At 38.9% G+C, this 17,905-nt stretch carries 17 protein-coding genes and 1 pseudogene; 13 read left to right on the top strand and 5 right to left on the bottom strand.

Going from position 1 to position 17,905, the window contains the following annotated elements:
- Positions 1 to 74 precede the first annotated feature (74 nt).
- The 6 genes from MY9_RS13285 to MY9_RS21615 all read left to right on the top strand — a co-directional run bounded on the left by MY9_RS13285 (position 75) and on the right by MY9_RS21615 (position 6,491).
- The gene (locus MY9_RS13285) at positions 75 to 1,484 is read left to right on the top strand and encodes an MDR family MFS transporter (protein ID WP_014664746.1); all 1,410 of its coding nucleotides are present in this window, start codon (positions 75 to 77) and stop codon (positions 1,482 to 1,484) included.
- A gap of 520 nt (positions 1,485 to 2,004) precedes the next feature.
- Positions 2,005 to 2,841, top strand: a complete 837-nt coding sequence (locus tag MY9_RS13280; protein ID WP_014664745.1) for a transketolase — start codon at positions 2,005 to 2,007, stop codon at positions 2,839 to 2,841.
- Complete coding sequence (locus tag MY9_RS13275) at positions 2,838 to 3,791, top strand: transketolase family protein (protein ID WP_014664744.1); 954 nt, start codon at positions 2,838 to 2,840, stop codon at positions 3,789 to 3,791. The genes MY9_RS13280 and MY9_RS13275 overlap by 4 nt, the downstream gene beginning before the upstream one ends.
- 22 nt (positions 3,792 to 3,813) lie before the next feature.
- Complete coding sequence (locus MY9_RS13270) at positions 3,814 to 4,572, top strand: SDR family NAD(P)-dependent oxidoreductase (RefSeq protein ID WP_014664743.1); 759 nt, start codon at positions 3,814 to 3,816, stop codon at positions 4,570 to 4,572.
- Between the two features lie 189 nt (positions 4,573 to 4,761).
- A complete protein-coding gene (locus MY9_RS13265; RefSeq protein WP_014664742.1) occupies positions 4,762 to 6,102 on the top strand; it encodes an MFS transporter in 1,341 nt (446 codons plus the stop codon).
- Positions 6,103 to 6,341: 239 nt separating this feature from the next.
- Positions 6,342 to 6,491, top strand: coding sequence for a GapA-binding peptide SR1P (locus MY9_RS21615; RefSeq protein WP_014664741.1), 150 nt, complete (start codon positions 6,342 to 6,344; stop codon positions 6,489 to 6,491).
- Positions 6,492 to 6,577: 86 nt separating this feature from the next.
- On the opposite strand, the gene MY9_RS13260 is transcribed toward MY9_RS21615, so the two are convergent.
- From MY9_RS13260 to gltR, 5 genes are all read right to left on the bottom strand, one after another.
- Positions 6,578 to 7,279: a FadR/GntR family transcriptional regulator gene (locus MY9_RS13260; protein ID WP_038829685.1), complete on the bottom strand. Its 702-nt coding sequence runs from the start codon at positions 7,277 to 7,279 to the stop codon at positions 6,578 to 6,580.
- A 500-nt stretch (positions 7,280 to 7,779) separates the two neighbouring features.
- Entirely contained in the window at positions 7,780 to 8,487 is a 708-nt protein-coding gene (locus MY9_RS13255) for a YrpD family protein (protein WP_041521391.1), read from the bottom strand.
- Positions 8,488 to 8,887: 400 nt separating this feature from the next.
- The gene (gene murI, locus MY9_RS13250) at positions 8,888 to 9,685 is read right to left on the bottom strand and encodes a glutamate racemase (protein WP_014664737.1); all 798 of its coding nucleotides are present in this window, start codon (positions 9,683 to 9,685) and stop codon (positions 8,888 to 8,890) included.
- A 332-nt stretch (positions 9,686 to 10,017) separates the two neighbouring features.
- Positions 10,018 to 11,061, bottom strand: coding sequence for a nitronate monooxygenase (locus MY9_RS13245; protein ID WP_014664736.1), 1,044 nt, complete (start codon positions 11,059 to 11,061; stop codon positions 10,018 to 10,020).
- 100 nt (positions 11,062 to 11,161) lie between these two features.
- Positions 11,162 to 12,043 (bottom strand): glutamate biosynthesis transcriptional regulator GltR, encoded by an 882-nt coding sequence (gene gltR, locus MY9_RS13240; RefSeq protein WP_014664735.1) that lies wholly within the window; start codon positions 12,041 to 12,043, stop codon positions 11,162 to 11,164.
- Between the two features lie 306 nt (positions 12,044 to 12,349).
- Between gltR and aadK the strand changes: the two genes are divergently transcribed.
- From aadK to MY9_RS13205, 7 genes and pseudogenes are all read left to right on the top strand, one after another.
- Positions 12,350 to 13,204, top strand: coding sequence for an aminoglycoside 6-adenylyltransferase AadK (gene aadK / locus MY9_RS13235; protein WP_014664734.1), 855 nt, complete (start codon positions 12,350 to 12,352; stop codon positions 13,202 to 13,204).
- A 280-nt stretch (positions 13,205 to 13,484) separates the two neighbouring features.
- Positions 13,485 to 13,988, top strand: a complete 504-nt coding sequence (locus MY9_RS13230) for a DinB family protein (protein ID WP_014664731.1) — start codon at positions 13,485 to 13,487, stop codon at positions 13,986 to 13,988.
- 411 nt (positions 13,989 to 14,399) lie between these two features.
- Entirely contained in the window at positions 14,400 to 14,555 is a 156-nt protein-coding gene (locus MY9_RS21790) for a hypothetical protein (RefSeq protein ID WP_014664730.1), read from the top strand.
- 45 nt (positions 14,556 to 14,600) lie between these two features.
- A complete protein-coding gene (locus MY9_RS13225; RefSeq protein ID WP_081483681.1) occupies positions 14,601 to 14,972 on the top strand; it encodes a YrdB family protein in 372 nt (123 codons plus the stop codon).
- A 228-nt stretch (positions 14,973 to 15,200) separates the two neighbouring features.
- Entirely contained in the window at positions 15,201 to 15,767 is a 567-nt protein-coding gene (locus MY9_RS13220) for a cysteine hydrolase family protein (protein WP_014664728.1), read from the top strand.
- A 227-nt stretch (positions 15,768 to 15,994) separates the two neighbouring features.
- A pseudogene (locus tag MY9_RS13210) lies at positions 15,995 to 16,408 on the top strand (substrate-binding domain-containing protein); the annotation flags it as partial.
- A 534-nt stretch (positions 16,409 to 16,942) separates the two neighbouring features.
- A complete protein-coding gene (locus tag MY9_RS13205; protein WP_014664724.1) occupies positions 16,943 to 17,878 on the top strand; it encodes a cation diffusion facilitator family transporter in 936 nt (311 codons plus the stop codon).
- The last annotated feature ends 27 nt before the right edge of the window (positions 17,879 to 17,905 follow it).

The following is a 17,905-nucleotide window of genomic DNA, read 5'->3' as shown; positions in this document are numbered from 1 at the left end:
TGTTGACAAGGAAACAATATGGTGATATCTTTTTGTTGACAGGGAAACAAAATGGTTTCTGAGAGGAGAATAATATGTCAAAAGATCAAATAAAGAAATCAGGCTTATCGAAAGAAATTCTCTCGGCTGCCTGGGCAATTGCACTTGGAGCAATTGCTCCAATGCTTGATTCAACTATGGTAAACATTTCCATTGACAAATTAAATAAAGATTTCAGCACGACGTTGGATACCATTCAATGGTCCATTACAGGTTATGTTTTAGCCCTTGCTATTGCAGTTCCTGTATCCGGATGGCTTATGAACAAATTTAACGGAAAGAAAATCTTAATCGGTGCAGTCATCGCCTTTGGTGTAACTTCTGTTTTCGCTGGTGTTAGTTGGAATATTTCTAGCTTTATCTTATTCCGTTTGCTTCAAGGGTTTAGCGCTGGGATTATTACCCCGCTTATGTCAACGCTATTGGTTAAAACAGCAGGCCGAGAGCATATAGGGAAAGTGATGGCTATTGTCAGCACACCAATGATTTTGGGCCCAATCTTAGGACCTGTAATCGGGGGCTTCATCGTCCAAGCTACTTCATGGCATTGGATTTTCTTCATCAACGTGTTCATCGTTTTGATTGCTGCACCACTGATGATGAAAACTCTTCCAGACTTTGAGCCATTCAACAAAAATAGCAAACTTGATATTTTTGGAATTATCAATTTATCCTTAATGAGTGCAGCAATGATATACGGAATTACGAAAGCAGCGGACCATGCATCATTTAACAATAGCGAAACAATCCTATGGACGGGCATCGGCCTCGCATTAGCTGTAATTTACATCGTATATAACCGAATCAGAAAATATCAAACCGTACTCCCCATAAATTTGTTTGCGCACAAAAACTTCTTAGCATCCAGCGTCGGGTTATTATTAGCGAATATTGCCGTCATGGGACCCATGTTAATACTTCCATTGTTCTTTCAAAACTTCCGTCATTTCACGGCAATCGAAGCTGCGCTAGCATTAATCCCTCAAGGAGTCGGGATGCTTGTTACTCGGCCAATGATTGGAAAAATGATTGATCGGATCGGTGCGAAATACGTCGTTATGGCCAGTCTTGTTCTTTCGCTTATCGGGTCTATTCCACTTATCTTTATCACCGATAAAACGAGTATGATTTGGATTTCCATCATATTATTCATCCGTGGGACCAGTTTTGGAGGAATTATGCTTCCATTGACGAGTGATGCTTATACAGGACTTGGCAGCAAACAACTTCCAGAAGCAGGTGTCGGTATTCATATTATTGAAAATCTTGGTTCGAGCTTTGGTACGGCTGTTATCGCCACTGTGGTCGCAACTGTCATGCAAGGATTACAACCAACGATTGCGAATGGCTTAAAAGGTTACCATGCTGGGTTCTTAGTATCCACCATTGTCCTTGCTGTAATCTTCATCCCAAGTCTATTCCTCACACATAAAAAAGCTAAATAGAGAAATAGAAATTGTTGGATTGGTGTGTTTGTATCATATTTAATGTGCTGGAAGCGTTTATGAGACTGAATAATCTTTCGCGGTAAGAGGTTAGCAGAAGCAGCGCCGTTACCCAGCCCAAGATACAAAGAAAAAAGAGGCCTGGTTATAGACATTCCAAGCCTCTTCATACTTTTACTCCCTTCACATGTAACATCTCATCTTTTCCGATTTAGTACATTGATCTAGCTATTTTGATATGAAGGTGTCGTCCTTTCTAATAATTGAGTGTATTTGCTCAAAAAAGATCTTAAGGGTAATAACCAGTTGACACTGGCGTAGTGTGCTTATGACAATCTGAAATGGAACCAAGCTAGATGTTAAGTATTTGAGCTTTAATCCATTCAATTTTAAATTTTCAAAAAACGGTAGACAAACGCTTTCAGGAGTTGTATAGTGTTCTCATAAGTTACTTGTAATACAAGTGAACAAGTAACTGAGTATTCGTGTTTCTATCTTAATAATGACTGAGGTGATCGGAGTGAAAGAAATAAGTATTGCGGAACTCCAAGAGAAAGCCATTGAGCTTAGGAAAACAGCGGTAACAATGATTTACGAAGCGCAGTCCGGGCATCCAGGAGGTTCATTATCTGCTGCTGATATCATCACAGCCCTTTATTTTAAAGAAATGAAAATAGATCCCAAAAATCCCAAGTGGGAAGACCGGGACCGTTTTGTCTTATCGAAAGGCCATGTGGCGCCTATTCAATACGCTGCTTTAGCGCTGCGAGGCTTTGTCCCTTATGAAAGCGTATACAAATTAAGGCAGTACGGCTCGCCTTTTCAAGGGCATCCTGATATGAAGAAATGTCCAGGGATCGATATTTCAACTGGTTCACTAGGCCAAGGGCTTTCCTGCGGTGTCGGTATGGCGCTTGCAGGAAAACGGGACGACAAAGATTACCGGGTGTTCGCTATGGTAGGTGACGGAGAATGCCAAGAAGGACAAATTTGGGAAGCGGTTCAAACAGCAGTGAAATACAGCCTTGATAACTTAATTGTTTTTGTCGACAATAACCGTCTGCAAATTGATGGATTCTGTGATGAAGTAATGCCACTTCAAGATATCGAGAAAAAGTTCGAAGTATTTGGTTTTGAAACAAAGCGAATTGATGGACACTCGATGGAAGAGATTGTAGAGACATTAGACATCGTAACAAAAACGAAAAATGGAAAGCCGAAATGCATTGTAGCAGACACGATTAAAGGCAAAGGCGTGTCTTACATGGAAAATATCTGCTCATGGCACGGAGTAGCGCCAAAGGAGAAAGAATACGAACAAGCATTAGAGGAACTGGCAGGAGGTTTAAGATCATGAGCCAAACCGAAAAAGCATTAATCACGAAAAAAGCGACGCGGGAAGCTTTCGGTGATGAAATCGTTCAATTGGGAAAAGAAAATAAAAATATTTACGTAATCGATATCGATATCGGCAAGTCATGCAAAACAGGAGAATTCATAAAACAGCTCCCCCATCAGCATGTGAACGTCGGGATTGCGGAACAGAACGGCGCCGGCCTGGCAGCAGGTTTGGCGACAACAGGTAAAATCCCATTTGTAAGCACTTATGCCGTCTTCGGTTCGCTGCGCATGGCGGAACAAATTCGCCAAGAAGTTTGCTATCCAAATTTGAATGTGAAAATCGCCTGCTCACACGGCGGACTAACGCCGGGAAACGATGGCGGGAGCCACCAGGCGATTGAGGATATGGGCGTCTTAAGATCATTCCCAAATATGACTGTGATCATGGGTGCTGACTACCACTCAACTAGAAAACTGATCAGGCGGGCAGCGAATACGTACGGCCCAATGTATCTGCGTTTTACTCGAGACGCAGTGCCGGTTATTTACGACGAAAATGAAGAATTTATCATTGGAAAAGCCAAACGATTAAAGCACGGAAAAGATATCGCAATCATTGCGAATGGCGATACAGTATATCTTGCCTTAGAAGCGGTCAAACAGCTGGAAGAGCAAGGGATTTATGCAACACTTTTAGACATGCATACAATCAAGCCTTTGGATAGAGAAGCCGTGGTAGAGTGTCTGGATATCGGCAATATCGTGACTGTAGAGGATCACAACATCCTGAATGGACTGGGAAGTGCTATATGTGAAGTAGCAGCGGAAGAAGGGAGGGGCCGAGTCAAACGAATCGGAGTTCAGGACCGGTTTGGAGAATCAGCTCCTTATGAGAAGCTGCTGGAAATCAACGGCATTACCATTGAAAATATTATAAAAACGGCCAAGGATATGCTTAGAAGATAAAATATGAAAGTGGGAGAACGCCATGTTTACATTAAATGATCAGGTAGCTATCGTGACAGGAAGTGGGTCTGAAAAAGGAATCGGCAGAACCATTGCATTAACTCTTGCCAAACAGGGAGCTTCAATTGTAGTAGCAGATATGAATCAGACAGGTATTCTAAAAACAGTAGAAGCTATCACAGAAAGCGGAGGGAGAGCGGTTGGTGTAGAAGTTAATGTAACGAATAAAGAATCAGTTGACCATATGATAGCCAAAACACTTGAAGAGTTCGGGCGCATTGATATTTTAGTGAATAACGCAGGAATTTCTCAAAAAGTAACGGTACAGGATATGACATTGGAAGATATGACAAGAGTATTCAACGTCAATATGTTTGGGCTGTTCTTGTGCACACAAGCCGTTTTAGAAACAATGAAAAAGCAGCAATATGGCCGTATTATCAATCTTTCTTCTGTATCTGCAAAAAGGGGCGGCGGCGTTTTTGGCGGTGCTCATTACTCCGCTTCCAAAGCAGCCGTATTAGGCTTTTCTAAAAACCTTGCCCGTGAAGTAGGGAAGGATGGTATAACTGTGAATTGCGTAGCGCCTGGCCTTATCAATACCGACATTTGGAAATCACTTTCTGAAGAAGATGCGAAAAAAGTCATTGATAATATCCCCATGGGTCGCCCGGGTGAAACAGAAGAAATTGCCGCCGCAATTACGTTTTTGGCTACTAAGGAAGCAGCCTACATCACAGGAGAAGAAATTGATATTAATGGCGGTTCACACATGGACTAGTGGATCTATGCAGAGCAGGTATGTTAAACATGCCTGACCCTCTTCTATCAAAGACGAAACAAAACAAGAGAAAAATGTAAGCGTTTAACAAAGAGAGGAGAACTTTTGTTTTTGAAGAAAATGTGATTCTTTTATCTTTGGACAGGGCAGCACCTAGAAGGACAAAACTAGGGTTAAGGGGGAGTCTTTTTGGATCAATTAGCATTAGAGCGTTCAACCACTCGTAAAGTAACAATCCGGTTAATTCCATTTTTATTCTTATGTTTTATTATCGCGATTTTAGACCGAGTTAATATCGGTTTTGCAGCTCTCCAGATGAATGAGGATCTAGGGTTTTCAAATGCTGTATTTGGACTGGGAGCAGGGATCTTCTTTCTTGGTTATTTCATTTTAGAAGTTCCGGGTAGTGCTATCATGACAAAAATCGGGGCGAGAAAATGGATCAGCCGGATTATGATCACGTGGGCCATCATCGCGATATTAATGGCTTTTGTACAAGAACCATGGCAGTTTTATACTGCGCGGTTTTTATTAGGTGCTGCGGAAGCTAGTTTTTATCCATGTATGGTCTTTTATTTGAGTGGATTTTATCAAACGAAACACCATGCTAAAGCAATTGCTGGATTTATGCTGGCCATCCCCGGGGCGAATGCATTGGGTTCTCCGCTTTCTACATTTCTCTTAGGAATTGAATGGCTTGATATATCTGGATGGCAGTGGCTGTTTATTTTAGAAGCGATTCCTGCGCTTATACTTGGTGTAATTGCATTTTTTTACCTAGATGACAAAATCGAAGATGTGAAATGGCTGAATAAAGATGAAAAGCGGTGGCTTATTAACGTAACAACAAAAGAAAGGATGGAAAAAGAACAGGTAAAGCACTATACATTTGCTCAAGCCTTAAAAGATCGGGATGTGTTAATTCTATCGATCGGCTATTTTTGCTGGATGATTGGATATTACGGCATTAATATGTTCTTGCCGACGATCTCACAAGGATTATCTGAAACGATTTCCCTAAGCACACAGGGGATGGGCTGGCTGTTAGGCGTTATGTATTTCTGCGCTATGGTGGTTATGATTTTCGTTGGAAATCATTCTGACAAGAAAAACGAAAGACTCTGGCACGTAGCTGCTTGTTTAACTGTCAGTGCTGTTGCAATGGTCATTAGCAGCTATGTAGCAAATTCAAGTGTTATATTAGCATTTGTATTTTTAACAATTGCGTTATGCGGCGCTTTTGGTGCCTATTCTCCTTTTTGGGCAATTCCGCCTTCTTTCTTAACAGGAGCTGCAGCGGGTGGTGCGATAGCATTAATCAACAGTATCGGAAATCTTGGCGGATTTTTCGGTCCATACATTGTCGGTTATATTAAGGATATGACAGGTTCTTTTAATATAAGTATGATTTTCTTAGGCTTAAGCATGATTCTAGCTTCTCTAATTCTTGTATTTCTGGTGAAACAGTCTGGAAAAGCGCTTAAAGTAAAAAATGACACATATAAATCCAGCATTGAAAAGTCTAGTTGAAAAAGGTTTGTGATTAAGAGCCAATGGGTGATGTTCATAACGACAGTCATTTTTTGAATATAGAAAACTCAAAATCTTGCAAAGTGTCCATAAAATTTAGGGTTAATCAGCGAAAGGATGATCCAGGAATGAATACTGTCATTTCGGGCTGTGGTCACAGACGTTGTGGGGAAGCGGCCATCAAGCCTTGATTTGATGAGGGCATTTGTGAAATAAAAATGATTGGAGGCAATAAAGCCATGGTACAGAAATCAAAAGTGCAACAAGATACGATTGTATGCCAGGTGTGTGAAAAAGTGATCGATACAGTTTATAGTTCTGAAGGTGTTAAAGTCTTATATGGTATTTGTCAAAGATGTTTAGGACCAGAAGACCAAAAAGGAGAATAGGTAGGTAAAGGCGTATAGAAATGGAGGTCATATTGTAGCCACTATACGCCAGATTTTTTTTAATAAAGGACTTGTTCTAACAGAGTTTAGCTTTTCCAATATCGTTCATATAAGTTCTGCATGTGGGCAGTCATTCGCTCAACAGCTTCTTTTTCGTTACGGTCTTCAATTGCTTTAATAATCAGTTTATGTTCCTGAAAATTCACTTCGCGGTATTCTGAACGAGTAACGGTTCGGTCACGGATAAACCGCCACATTTCCTGCTGCTTCATAGCATTCGTGATAGCGGACATGAAGGTAATAAATAAATCATTATGTGATGCTTTCGCAATCCCCATATGCAATTGTTCGTCAGTTTCAGGAACGTACACACCAGACATCGTTTCTTCTTCCATTTTTTTTATTGTCTTCCTAAGCTCCTGAATATCATCGTCAGTCGCTCTCAAAGCCGCAAATTTTATAATTAAAGGCTCAATGTGCATTCTTGCCTCCACAATATCTTCCGGAGATGCTGACTCCATGGAAGCAGAAATCCCATTGGTTATTGTGGTATTCTTAACAAACACGCCTTCTCCCTGGCGAGAATAAATGACCCCATTCATTTCCAAGGCACTCAAAGCCTGCCTAACCGGCGCGCGGCTGACACCAAACTGCTCACATAATTCCCTTTCTGAAGGCAGTTTATCACCTACTTTAAAAGAACCTAACTGAATTTCCGAAAGGATCTGATTATAAATTTGTATGTATAATTTTTTATTGGAAACAGGATTGAATTTAATAAAAATCATTCCTTTCAATTGTCATACAAGTATATTTATTATATACCTTTCAGATTTGAAGGGCAAAATAATTATTCCTCAAAATGTTCCTGTAATCGGGAACTAAAAGCCTCTGTGCTTACTAATACTACGGAAATCAGAGGAGAATTAAAGCAAAAGAAGATTGATTAGAAGAGATGCCCGTCCAATGACTTTTATCCCTTAAGAGAGCGGTATGCATAGTAGACAAATGTAAAAAACAAATGAAGAGAATGTAAAGGGGAACCTTAATTTTTTCCGCGCTTATCACGTAGTATGTAGCTGAAAAGAAGGAGAATACAGACAAGTGATTCGTTTAAAAAAGAACCGCCTTCGACCTTAATAAGTTGAAGCAGTTTTGCTGTACAAACAGTTAGCTGACTTGGCTACCGGTCGGGCTGCTTACCAAAGCTAACTGTTAAATTGAAATGAAAAAAGGGCCTTTTAAAGCCCCTTTTAAGCCAATTGCCGCACTGGTTGCTCGACATGTTTTAGTTTTTCACAACGGACAAACTGACACTGTTGCCTGAGACTGTTACTTTAGCGAAATCTTGAGTATCAATCACAGGTGTTATAGCTTTGTTGTCGATGGTGATGTTTGTAAAAGATGTTGAAAAATTTGATTTGATAGATTGGCGTGAACCTGTTGTTGCAACTGTAGCGAGCGCTTTCCACTTCGAGATGGAGCCGACATTTGTTTTGCTGATTTCTGAAATGAGACGGCCATTGTATCCCGCATTGTTCGTGCCCCAGTAGGTAGCGCGGGTATTGCCGTTAAGATTTTTGTAGATGGTAAGTTGTACGGTGCTGCCTGGACGGAAACCTTTCGTATTCGTGAATTGGCTTCCACCTTCGAGGTACTGAACCTGATCCTGTCCTTTTGAACCAACTTTCATATATGGTTTCCATACATTATATTTTTCACTGTACTGAAGCCCGATATCGGATTCTGTGCCTCCGCTAAAGCCAGAGTAGATGTAGGCTGTCCCATTTGAAACTTGAACGGAGCTAGGAAGCTGGATTTTCGTAACAAGAATGGCACCGGTGCTGTTCAAGTAAGCCCTCCCGCCGATTCCATCAGTTAGCTGTGATGCAGCTTCTGCGGTTTTTGGGCTAATCATACCCGGCACATCTACTGCACATGTGCCAAAAAGCACGGTTGCCGTAAGCACACCCGCAAGCAGTCCTTTTTTCATCATCATTGTTTCCCCCTATCATTATAATTAGAAAACGCTATCATCTTGTATTATAAAACATTATGAAAAAAATTCCATAATAAATATGCATATAGACACAGAATTTACACATTATGACTTTATAGATCTGGCAAACGGTTGAATCGTAATCTCAAATAATGTCCTATGAAGTGCAAAATTAACTATATATTTCCGGATGCTTGTGCTTAAAAGAAATCAATATAGAAAAAGGGGGAGAGATAAGAGAGGGAGGGAAAAATATAAACATAAAAAGAGGGTATTGAAGTGGGCTTTTGAAGCCCACTTCTTAGTTCATATTTCCCTTCAGAAGACTGCCTCTATCATTTTGTACATTTACTGAAAACCCATAATTTGCATTGTTTATAACCAGGAGCCCTTACATTCAATGTCCAACATGACTCCTTTGATTTTCATCTAATATTTCAAACAATGTTTTGTACTTTAATACGATTTCGTGGTCATCGAATTTATGGCCTGAATTGAAAAAGGTGATTGAGCCCGATCCTTTACCAAGCTGGTTACGCTCTGCAAGTATTTTCTTCAACTGTTTTGCAGTACCGACGCTGCCTGAAATAATATCAACTTTTTTTCCAAACAGTTTTTCAAAACTGTTTTTGAAAAACGGAAAATGAGTGCATCCTAACACAATGGTTCCGTATTGTTTCAAATCAAAAGAAGATAGTTCATTCTTTAGATATTTAATGATCTTGTCTTCATTAAAATCAAAGTTCTCAGCAAATTCAACCAGTCCTGGAAGAGCTAGGCAATCAACGAGGTCATGATGATCAACTTCTTTTACTAGATGATGAAATTTCTCTTCTTTAAGCGTCAAATGAGTAGCAACTACGAGAACTCTTTTCCTTTCCTCCTCACAGTTTTTTATAGCAGGTTTTACAGCAGGCTCTATTCCGATTATCGGAAAGTCGAAGTTTCTCCGAAGATCTTCTATAGCTATGCTAGTAGCTGTATTACATGCAATAACAAGAACTTTGATATTTTGACTGGCTAGAAATTCAACTGCATTAAAAATATATTCTTTCACTTCTATCTTTGATTTTTCACCGTATGGAACATGTAAAGTGTCTGCATAAAAAATGTAATCTTCATAAGGAAGAACTTTTATGGCCTCATACAATACAGTCATTCCACCTATTCCAGAATCAAAGAAACCTATTTTCATAACTTTTCACGCTTTCTATCTAATCTTTTTTTATCATATGACTTCATATCATTTGAATCAAATGAAAAAGGCTGATTTTAATATTCGAGTTAAATATGGGAGCTATCGATTTTTTGAATAGGCAGCAACTCTTGAGAAGAGAGAGAAGACCAATAGTGAAAACTTGGTGATGTAAATGTGGCGAAAACATCAAGATCGCACCAACCAGTCAAGTTTTCGGATTCTGGGCTAGATTCTGGATGATTTTACGGTTCAGGGTGCGAAATCACAAAAAAAAGCAAACTGCCTTGTCGGAGTTTGCTTGTTGGCTCTATCCAAAGAATGAGCTGCACCTATATTTTTATATCCTCTGGGCAAAGCTTATGTAAAAGCTGCTTAACCGACATTTCCTCAGTTAATGATCGTATCCCTTGACCTGCCCATAAAGACATCTGATCATGGTTGTTTTGAAGTGAAGCCTGCTGTCTCATTGCCTTTGTTAGTGTATTTTGATAAGGATACGGAAGGGTTTGTGTCTCATACTGTTCTTTTTCTTCCATCCATTTATTTACGATTCCTCTGGCCTCTTTACCTGAAAATAGTTTCGTAAGCTTTGTATCTGCTTCGTTTGCCTCTCGTATTTTCTGTTTATGCACTGGATGTGCGCTGCTCTCGTGACAAATTAAAAAGGCAGACCCAATTTGAACGCCTTGGGCTCCAAGGGTTAAAGCTGCTTTTACTCCTCTGTGGTCTATAATTCCCCCAGCAGCTATGACAGGTACACTCAATGCATCTGCCGCTTGTGGAATCAGAGCCATTAAACCTATGGCAGATTCACCTTTGGAAGGTAAAAATGCTCCGCGATGTCCACCGGCTTCGCTTCCTTGAAGGACGACGATATCCATTCCCCGTTCCTCCATTAACAATGCTTCTTCCACTGTTGAAGCGGTTCCAATTAAACAGCATCCAGCAGTTTTTAGCTCCTTGACTGCGTCTTCCGGAGGCAGATCAAAAGTGAATGAGCAAGCCTTTACCTTGTATCTTAAAATCATATCAATTTTTTGATAGAAATCATCCCACTCTTCTTGCACAGGTGTGAATTGATTTACTTGATTCGCTAACGGTATGTTTGCTTTCCACTTTTTAACCTGGTCTTCTGGCGGCATTTCTAGACCCAGCGGAACAAACACATTAATTTGAAAAGGAGCGTCTGTCAGCTCAAACATTTCTTTTATTTGTTGTTCTAGCAGTTCTGGCTTAAGGTACCCCGATGCTAAACTACCAAGAGCCCCTTGATTTGAAACAGCAGAGGCCAGTCGAGGCTTTGTAATGCCGCCAGCCATTGGAGCTTGAATAATCGGTTTTGTTAAGGAAAACTTCTTCATAAATTCATTCATACCGAATCCCCCCGTTAAGACATGACTTTTGAAAAAGTGTCATTTCTCATTTTTCTCAAAAACTCGTATTCGCTTAAATATATCGTTTTCCTTCTTTTTGTCAACCAATGTTTTTCTGAAAATGGTCCCTCATATTCGTTAAAAAAGCAGTTAAAGCAGGGGTAATGAAAGTGTCTTTTCGCCTGATAAACATGGTTGATACTAAGGAATATTTGTCAGAGATCGTGTGGCTGCGGATGCGGCCTTGTTTTTCGTGCGAAGCAATGATTGAACGAGGCAGCAGCGAAATACCCAAGCCGGCGCTCACACAGCCAATGATCGCTTCAAGAATGCCAAATTCCATTAATTTTAGGGGTAATAAACCTTCTTCTTGCAGGATATGATTGAGCTTTGCTCTGTAAGAACAACCTTCACGCAATACCAGCATTGTTTGTGTTTGAACATCCTGAATGGAAGAAATCTCAGGGTGTGAAGCACTTGTAACAAGAACCAGCTCTTCATCCAATATCTTTTCTTGAACTAAATCAGGGTGTTCAATAGGCCCGGAAATAAAAGCGCCATCTAACTCGTAATGCAAAACTGCTTGTATTTGCTGTTCCGTTGGACCGGTTACCAGGTTAAAATCAACATTTGGATAGAGGTTATGATAATGTGCAAGGAGTTGCGGAAGCCAAACGGCAGCCGTTGTTTCCATTGAGCCAATACGCAGAGGTCCAGAAGGCGCAGATGATTCGCCCATGGCTGCTCTAGCTTCTTCAATTGTATGTAGAATTTTTTCTGAGTAAGAAACAAGAATTTGCCCAGAGGGAGTAAGTGTGATTCCTCGACTATGGCGATAGAATAATGTTGTCTGTAAATCGTTTTCTAGCTGTTGTATTTTATTCGTTACGTTCGATTGTGCATAATTTAAAGTCTGGGCAGCCTTGGAAATACTGCCTTCACGAGCAGTAGTGAGAAAAACCTGTAACAACTGAATATTCATATAATCCTCCATAGCTGATATCTGTTTTTAAGATGTCTTTCATCTTAATTTCGAATTATATATGATAGGAGAACTTCATGTAAACTAAAGCTTAGAAGACTAAATCATTTCGTGAGTGGGTCATATACATAAGGTTGTAAATGACGTGCACAAAAATATATGGATGACACCTTACATAAAATTGGAAGATGGAACTGACAACCATTGATAATGAAAATTCTTTATTTCATAATAAAATCAATATTCGGTTTTAGAGTTAGATGTTAGGCTGTATAAAGAAAAGTCTGAAACGGAGGAATACATGCAATGCGAAGTGAACAGGAAATGATGGATATGTTTTTAGACTTTGCTTTGAACGATGAGAGAATCCGATTGGTCACTTTAGAAGGGTCACGTACAAACAAACATATTCGCCCCGACAACTTCCAAGATTATGACATTTCTTATTTTGTAACTGATATAGAATCTTTTAAAGAAAATGATCAGTGGCTTGAAATCTTTGGGAAGCGTATTATGATGCAAAAACCCGAAGATATGGAGCTTTTCCCTCCCGAATTAGGTAATTGGTTTTCATACATTATTCTTTTTGAGGATGGCAACAAAGTAGATCTAACCCTTATTCCAATTCGTGAAGCAGAAGATTATTTTGCTAATAACGATGGTTTGGTTAAGGTCTTGCTCGATAAGGATACGTTCATCAGCTATGAAGTGACCCCAAATGACCGCCAATATTGGACGAAAAAACCGACTGCAAGGGAATTTGATGATTGCTGTAATGAGTTCTGGATGGTTTCGACTTACGTAGTCAAAGGATTAGCAAGAAATGAAATCCTTTTTGCCATTGATCATTTAAATGAAATCGTCCGTCCTAATCTATTGAGAATGATGGCTTGGCATATCGCATCCCAGCAAGGGTATTCATTTAGTATGGGGAAGAACTATAAGTTTATGAAACGTTACCTTTCAAATAAAGAATGGGAAGAACTCATGTCTACCTATTCTATGAGTGGGTATCAAGAAATGTGGAAGTCTTTATTTACTTGCTATGCATTATTTAGAAAGTATTCAAAAGCTGTATCAGAAAGTCTTGCATATAAGTATCCTGATTACGATGAAGGTATCACTAAGTATACGAAAGGTATTTATTGCTCAGTAAAGTGATAAGAATAGAGATCGTCTTCATATGATATTTGATTCTGGCTGATATGTAGAATTGCAGTATGATTATCATCAGTTCCTGTTTTTATTTCACTCATCCTATACTCTTCTATTCTTAAATGGCTTCACGAGCTTATCAGCATGTTAGTGTAAGCATGGAGATTTTCAGTGATTCATTTACTAGGCAGCACGCTTGTAAAATTTTTGTTCTTTTTAACGAAATGGTGCATTATAATAAACCTATAGATATAGAAAAAACAAAAGAATAAAAAGGAGGATTTTTGTGTTTCAAACCTTAGAGCATTTTTTGAAATCTTGGGAGTTCGAAGCAGATGCTACACAGAAACTATTAAATAGTCTGACTGATGAATCACTTAAACAAGAAATAACTTCACAAAATTGGACTCTAGGCCGTATTGCTTGGCATACCGTTGCTGCCATTCGCATCATTACCTCAAACACAGACTTAACGTTCCAAGCCCCAGCTGAAGATTATCCTGTTCCAACTTCTGCTCAGTTTATTGCTGACAGCTATCATCAAGCCAGTAATGCATTTGTACAGGCATTAAAAACCCAATGGACTGACCATACACTTCAAGAAAATATCAACTTTATTGGACAACAAATGCCCAACGGTTCACTTTTGATGTTTTTGATTCAACATCAAAATCACCATCGAGGACAAATGACTGTTCTCATGAGACAAGCAGGTTTAACTGTTCCAGGTATTTATGGTCCAGCAAAAGAAGAATGGACAAAATTTGGTTTGGAAGCCCCGAAAATGTAATCAAACTTTTTATAAAAAAGTTACGCTATGACAACATATAAGAAGATGTTTTGATCATTCTCTTATCAAAACATGTTCTTTTTTTGTGAGTTTATCAACAATATTTTCCAAACACTTCAAATAACAATGACCTTTCATACCAATGATTTAGGTATGATTTTTCATGCTGTCAAATCTTCTAGATATACATATCTCTATAGATTCCTCTAACAAAATCCATGTCTTTTTTTAACTGCCCGATATGATGTTGGAAGGCAGGTTATTACCGCATCACCACCTAAATTCATACAAAGAGTAAAGCCTCCCAGCGAGAAGCGAGGTCAACATAGTCATTACTTCGTTCGACAAATTCTGCAAATCGTAGACAACCTCCTGATTATTTGGATAATTAACTGGATAGGAGGGGGAAAGTTGTCATATTTCATTATACTTATCATCGTTCTATTAATCGGAGCATTGGTAACTGCAGCAGTCGGTATCATCTCTTCAAAAATGGAGGTAACCTCGCCGAAAACCACAATTGAATCTAAAGAGGAAGAACAGAAAAGTTTTTATACGCTGAAATAAAGGAGAGAAAGAGCATCTCCTACGGGGGTGTTTTTAATAGAGGAGTTGGAAAAACTGAATCAGGCTAATTTACTTTTAAGATTCATCCTTGAAATCGCTGCACTAATCTCCATAGGAGTGTTTGCTTGGATAAGCTTTGATGGTTATTTTAAATATGTTTTAACTTTGGTTTTACCTATTGCAGTTATGATTGTCTGGTCTGTATTTGCAGTACCTCATGATCCTAGTCGAAGTGGACAAACTGTAATACCTGTAAACGGGATAACAAGGTTAGTTATTGAATTATTGATCTTTGCAATGGCTGTTGCAGCGCTTTATTTTAGTCACTTCAAACCAGTTGGCATTATCTTTTTATGTCTTATCATACTGCACTACATCATTTCAGCTGAGCGTATCAAATGGCTTCTAAATCAATAGTCTTTCATTTCAGCACTCCTTATGAGAGTGCTTTTTATTATTCTCTGTCGATTCAGTGGTTCGCAGAATAGATTATTGGCGGTTAATAGCTTGGACACAGTTGCAGTTTAGAACGCATTTTCCAATAAGGAAGGCGCTCATGAAATTCACCATTAAACAATTGTACAAAAGTAAAATTTGTATTTAAAATGTAGTAATAAATAGAAATTCTGCGTAGGAGGGTATCTTGTGGAAGAAAAGAAAAAAGCTTTAATCATTGTGGATGTACAAAAAGCCTTCGATGATAAAAAATGGGGGGAACGAAATAACGTAGAGGCGGAAGAAAACATTAGTAAAATACTAAAATTATGGAGAAAAAAAGGATGGACAGTCATATACATACAACACACTTCTGATAAACCTCATTCTTTATTCCATCCAAAGAATGAAGGGTTTGTTATAAAGGAAATAGTTAAGCCTATGGATGAAGAAGTCATTATAACCAAGAAAGTAAATAGCAGCTTTATTGGTACGAATTTAGAAGAATACTTAAAATTAAATGGAATAACAACTGTGGTAATAACTGGTTTAACCACGCCTCACTGTGTATCAACAACCACAAGAATGAGTGGTAATTTGGGGTTTGATACATACCTGATTTCAGATGCAACAGCAGCCTTCGGAATGAGAGACCAAAATGGTACATATTATGATGCGGCGACTATTCATAATATATCTCTAGCTACATTGCATGATGAATTTGCCACAATAGTAACAACTGATCAATTAATAAATGATGTTATAAAAACTCACTGATGAAAACATTTAATAATAAAGCGGCAGGCGCCTTTCCAATAGGAAGGGCGCTCTGATTCGAATTCCCGCTTTATTTGCTCAACGGAACTATTAACCTCAGGCAGCACAATTTCTGTCCAAACCGCATTTCCACAGTACACAGGCACAAATAGCCAGCCCTTCGCCTTGATTGGCTCATTCATTAAGATATATGGGATGGCTGGGACAATTAAACCCCTTCTGTAGCGCCTGCAAATCTCAGGAGAAAAGCATATGAAGATGTGATGCGTGAACATGGAAGACAGCCTATTACATATGAAGTGTCATTTCATGAAGACTACCAGAACATCATTTCAAAACTATTCGATGAACAGCCTGCAGTTGACGGAATTTTTGCCAGTGATGATATCATGGCTGCCGGAGTCATTACAGAAGCCAAAAAACGTGGAAAAGACGTTCCAGGTCAATTAAAAGTGATTGGTTATGACGGTACAGAAACCATTCAGGCTATTCTGCCGGAATTGACTACAATCCAACAGCCGATTGAATTAATTTCCAAAACAGCCATTGAGATTTTAGAAAAACAAATTGAAGGCGAATTTGATGATTTACCACTTGAAACGTATTTGCCCGTACAGCTTTTCGAAGGCAAGACGACGTAATGAACATGGCAGAAGAGTTCCACGGAGTTAGATGATCTCTTTTTATAGATGGCCTTTTAACGCTTCTAATTGATTTGCTTGTTCTATATTTGATACACATAAAATTAGAAGTAAGAGAAATTGAGAAGGATCATTTGCAGAGGATCTATATCAAGAAGAAAACATACCAAATTGATTTTGGTATGTTTTTATTTATGTATTGAATCTCTTAAAAGCATCCATACATGCTCCCAATGCTGTGTGCGTGTAAGGTACCCGAGACAAACATAGCATCACCAAGTTAGAGGAGTAAACCTTGAGTTTGCTCCTCTTTTTATATGCTAACGATGATTCTTGTGAAGCGATATGGGGAAGATTAAAGACTAATCTGGAATTTTCATAAAAAATATTTTGACATTTCAATGTAAAAAACTTATATTCATATATGAGCATACATTCATATAATTATTTTGCATCACGTTAGAATGCTCAATAACAGATGTAACATCATAACTACATATGTATCAACAAACTTTCGTTAAGGAGGAGATTTTTATGGGTCATAATCATACCGAAGGAGCCAATAAAAAAGTTTTATTGTTCTCTTTTATCATCATTACAGGTTATATGATGATAGAAGCTATAGGCGGATTTCTAACAAATAGTCTGGCGCTTTTATCAGATGCAGGCCATATGCTGAGTGATTCAATCTCATTAATGGTTGCCCTGATTGCTTTTAGATTAGCTGAAAAGAAGGCAAGTCACAATAAGACATTCGGATATAAACGATTTGAGATTCTCGCCGCGGTGATAAACGGGGTTGCATTAATTCTTATTTCCCTTTACATCATTTATGAAGCAATCGAACGTTTCTCTCATCCACCGGAAGTTGCTACAACTGGCATGCTTACGATTAGTATTATCGGGTTAATTGTGAATGTATTGGTTGCATGGATTATGCTGAGAGGCGGAGACACAGAGGGTAACCTGAACATAAGAGGAGCTTATTTACATGTGCTAAGCGATATGCTCGGCTCTGTAGGCGCCATTTTAGCTGCCGTACTTATCATCTTCTTTGGGTGGGGCTGGGCAGACCCATTGGCGAGCGTCATTGTGGCTATTCTTGTTTTAAGAAGCGGTTACAATGTGACTAAAGATGCTATTCACGTATTAATGGAAGGAACACCAGAAAATATCGATGTCACTGACATTATTCATACAATTAAAGAGACAGAGGGAATTCAAGACATTCATGATTTACACATATGGTCTATCACAAGTGGATTAAATGCTCTTTCCTGCCACGCTGTTGTTGCCGATCAACTGACCATTTCAGAAAGTGAAAATATTTTACGCAAAATTGAACATAAGCTTGAGCATAAAGGCATTACGCATGTAACCATACAAATGGAAACCGAAGCGAATCATCACGATAATACGATCCTTTGTCAGGCCAAAATTGAGAAGCCTCTTGACCACCATCACCATTAAATTTTTTCTCTCATTATATAGTGAGGA

This window comes from Bacillus sp. JS, from assembly GCF_000259365.1.
Taxonomy (GTDB): domain Bacteria; phylum Bacillota; class Bacilli; order Bacillales; family Bacillaceae; genus Bacillus; species Bacillus stercoris.
Note: the sequence above shows the minus strand (reverse complement) of the source record. Positions and strands in the feature narration are given on the sequence as shown.

What these genes read in the sequence shown, in the direction of transcription:
- MY9_RS13285 (WP_014664746.1), top strand. Translation starts at nt 75, where the DNA reads ATGTCAAAAGATCAAATAAAGAAATCAGGCTTATCGAAAGAAATTCTC.
- MY9_RS13275 (WP_014664744.1), top strand. Translation starts at nt 2,838, where the DNA reads ATGAGCCAAACCGAAAAAGCATTAATCACGAAAAAAGCGACGCGGGAA.
- MY9_RS13270 (WP_014664743.1), top strand. Translation starts at nt 3,814, where the DNA reads ATGTTTACATTAAATGATCAGGTAGCTATCGTGACAGGAAGTGGGTCT.
- MY9_RS21615 (WP_014664741.1), top strand. Translation starts at nt 6,342, where the DNA reads ATGGTACAGAAATCAAAAGTGCAACAAGATACGATTGTATGCCAGGTG.
- MY9_RS13260 (WP_038829685.1), bottom strand. Translation starts at nt 7,279, where the DNA reads ATGATTTTTATTAAATTCAATCCTGTTTCCAATAAAAAATTATACATA.
- MY9_RS13255 (WP_041521391.1), bottom strand. Translation starts at nt 8,487, where the DNA reads ATGATGAAAAAAGGACTGCTTGCGGGTGTGCTTACGGCAACCGTGCTT.
- murI (WP_014664737.1), bottom strand. Translation starts at nt 9,685, where the DNA reads ATGAAAATAGGTTTCTTTGATTCTGGAATAGGTGGAATGACTGTATTG.
- MY9_RS13245 (WP_014664736.1), bottom strand. Translation starts at nt 11,061, where the DNA reads ATGAATGAATTTATGAAGAAGTTTTCCTTAACAAAACCGATTATTCAA.
- gltR (WP_014664735.1), bottom strand. Translation starts at nt 12,043, where the DNA reads ATGAATATTCAGTTGTTACAGGTTTTTCTCACTACTGCTCGTGAAGGC.
- aadK (WP_014664734.1), top strand. Translation starts at nt 12,350, where the DNA reads ATGCGAAGTGAACAGGAAATGATGGATATGTTTTTAGACTTTGCTTTG.
- MY9_RS13205 (WP_014664724.1), top strand. Translation starts at nt 16,943, where the DNA reads ATGGGTCATAATCATACCGAAGGAGCCAATAAAAAAGTTTTATTGTTC.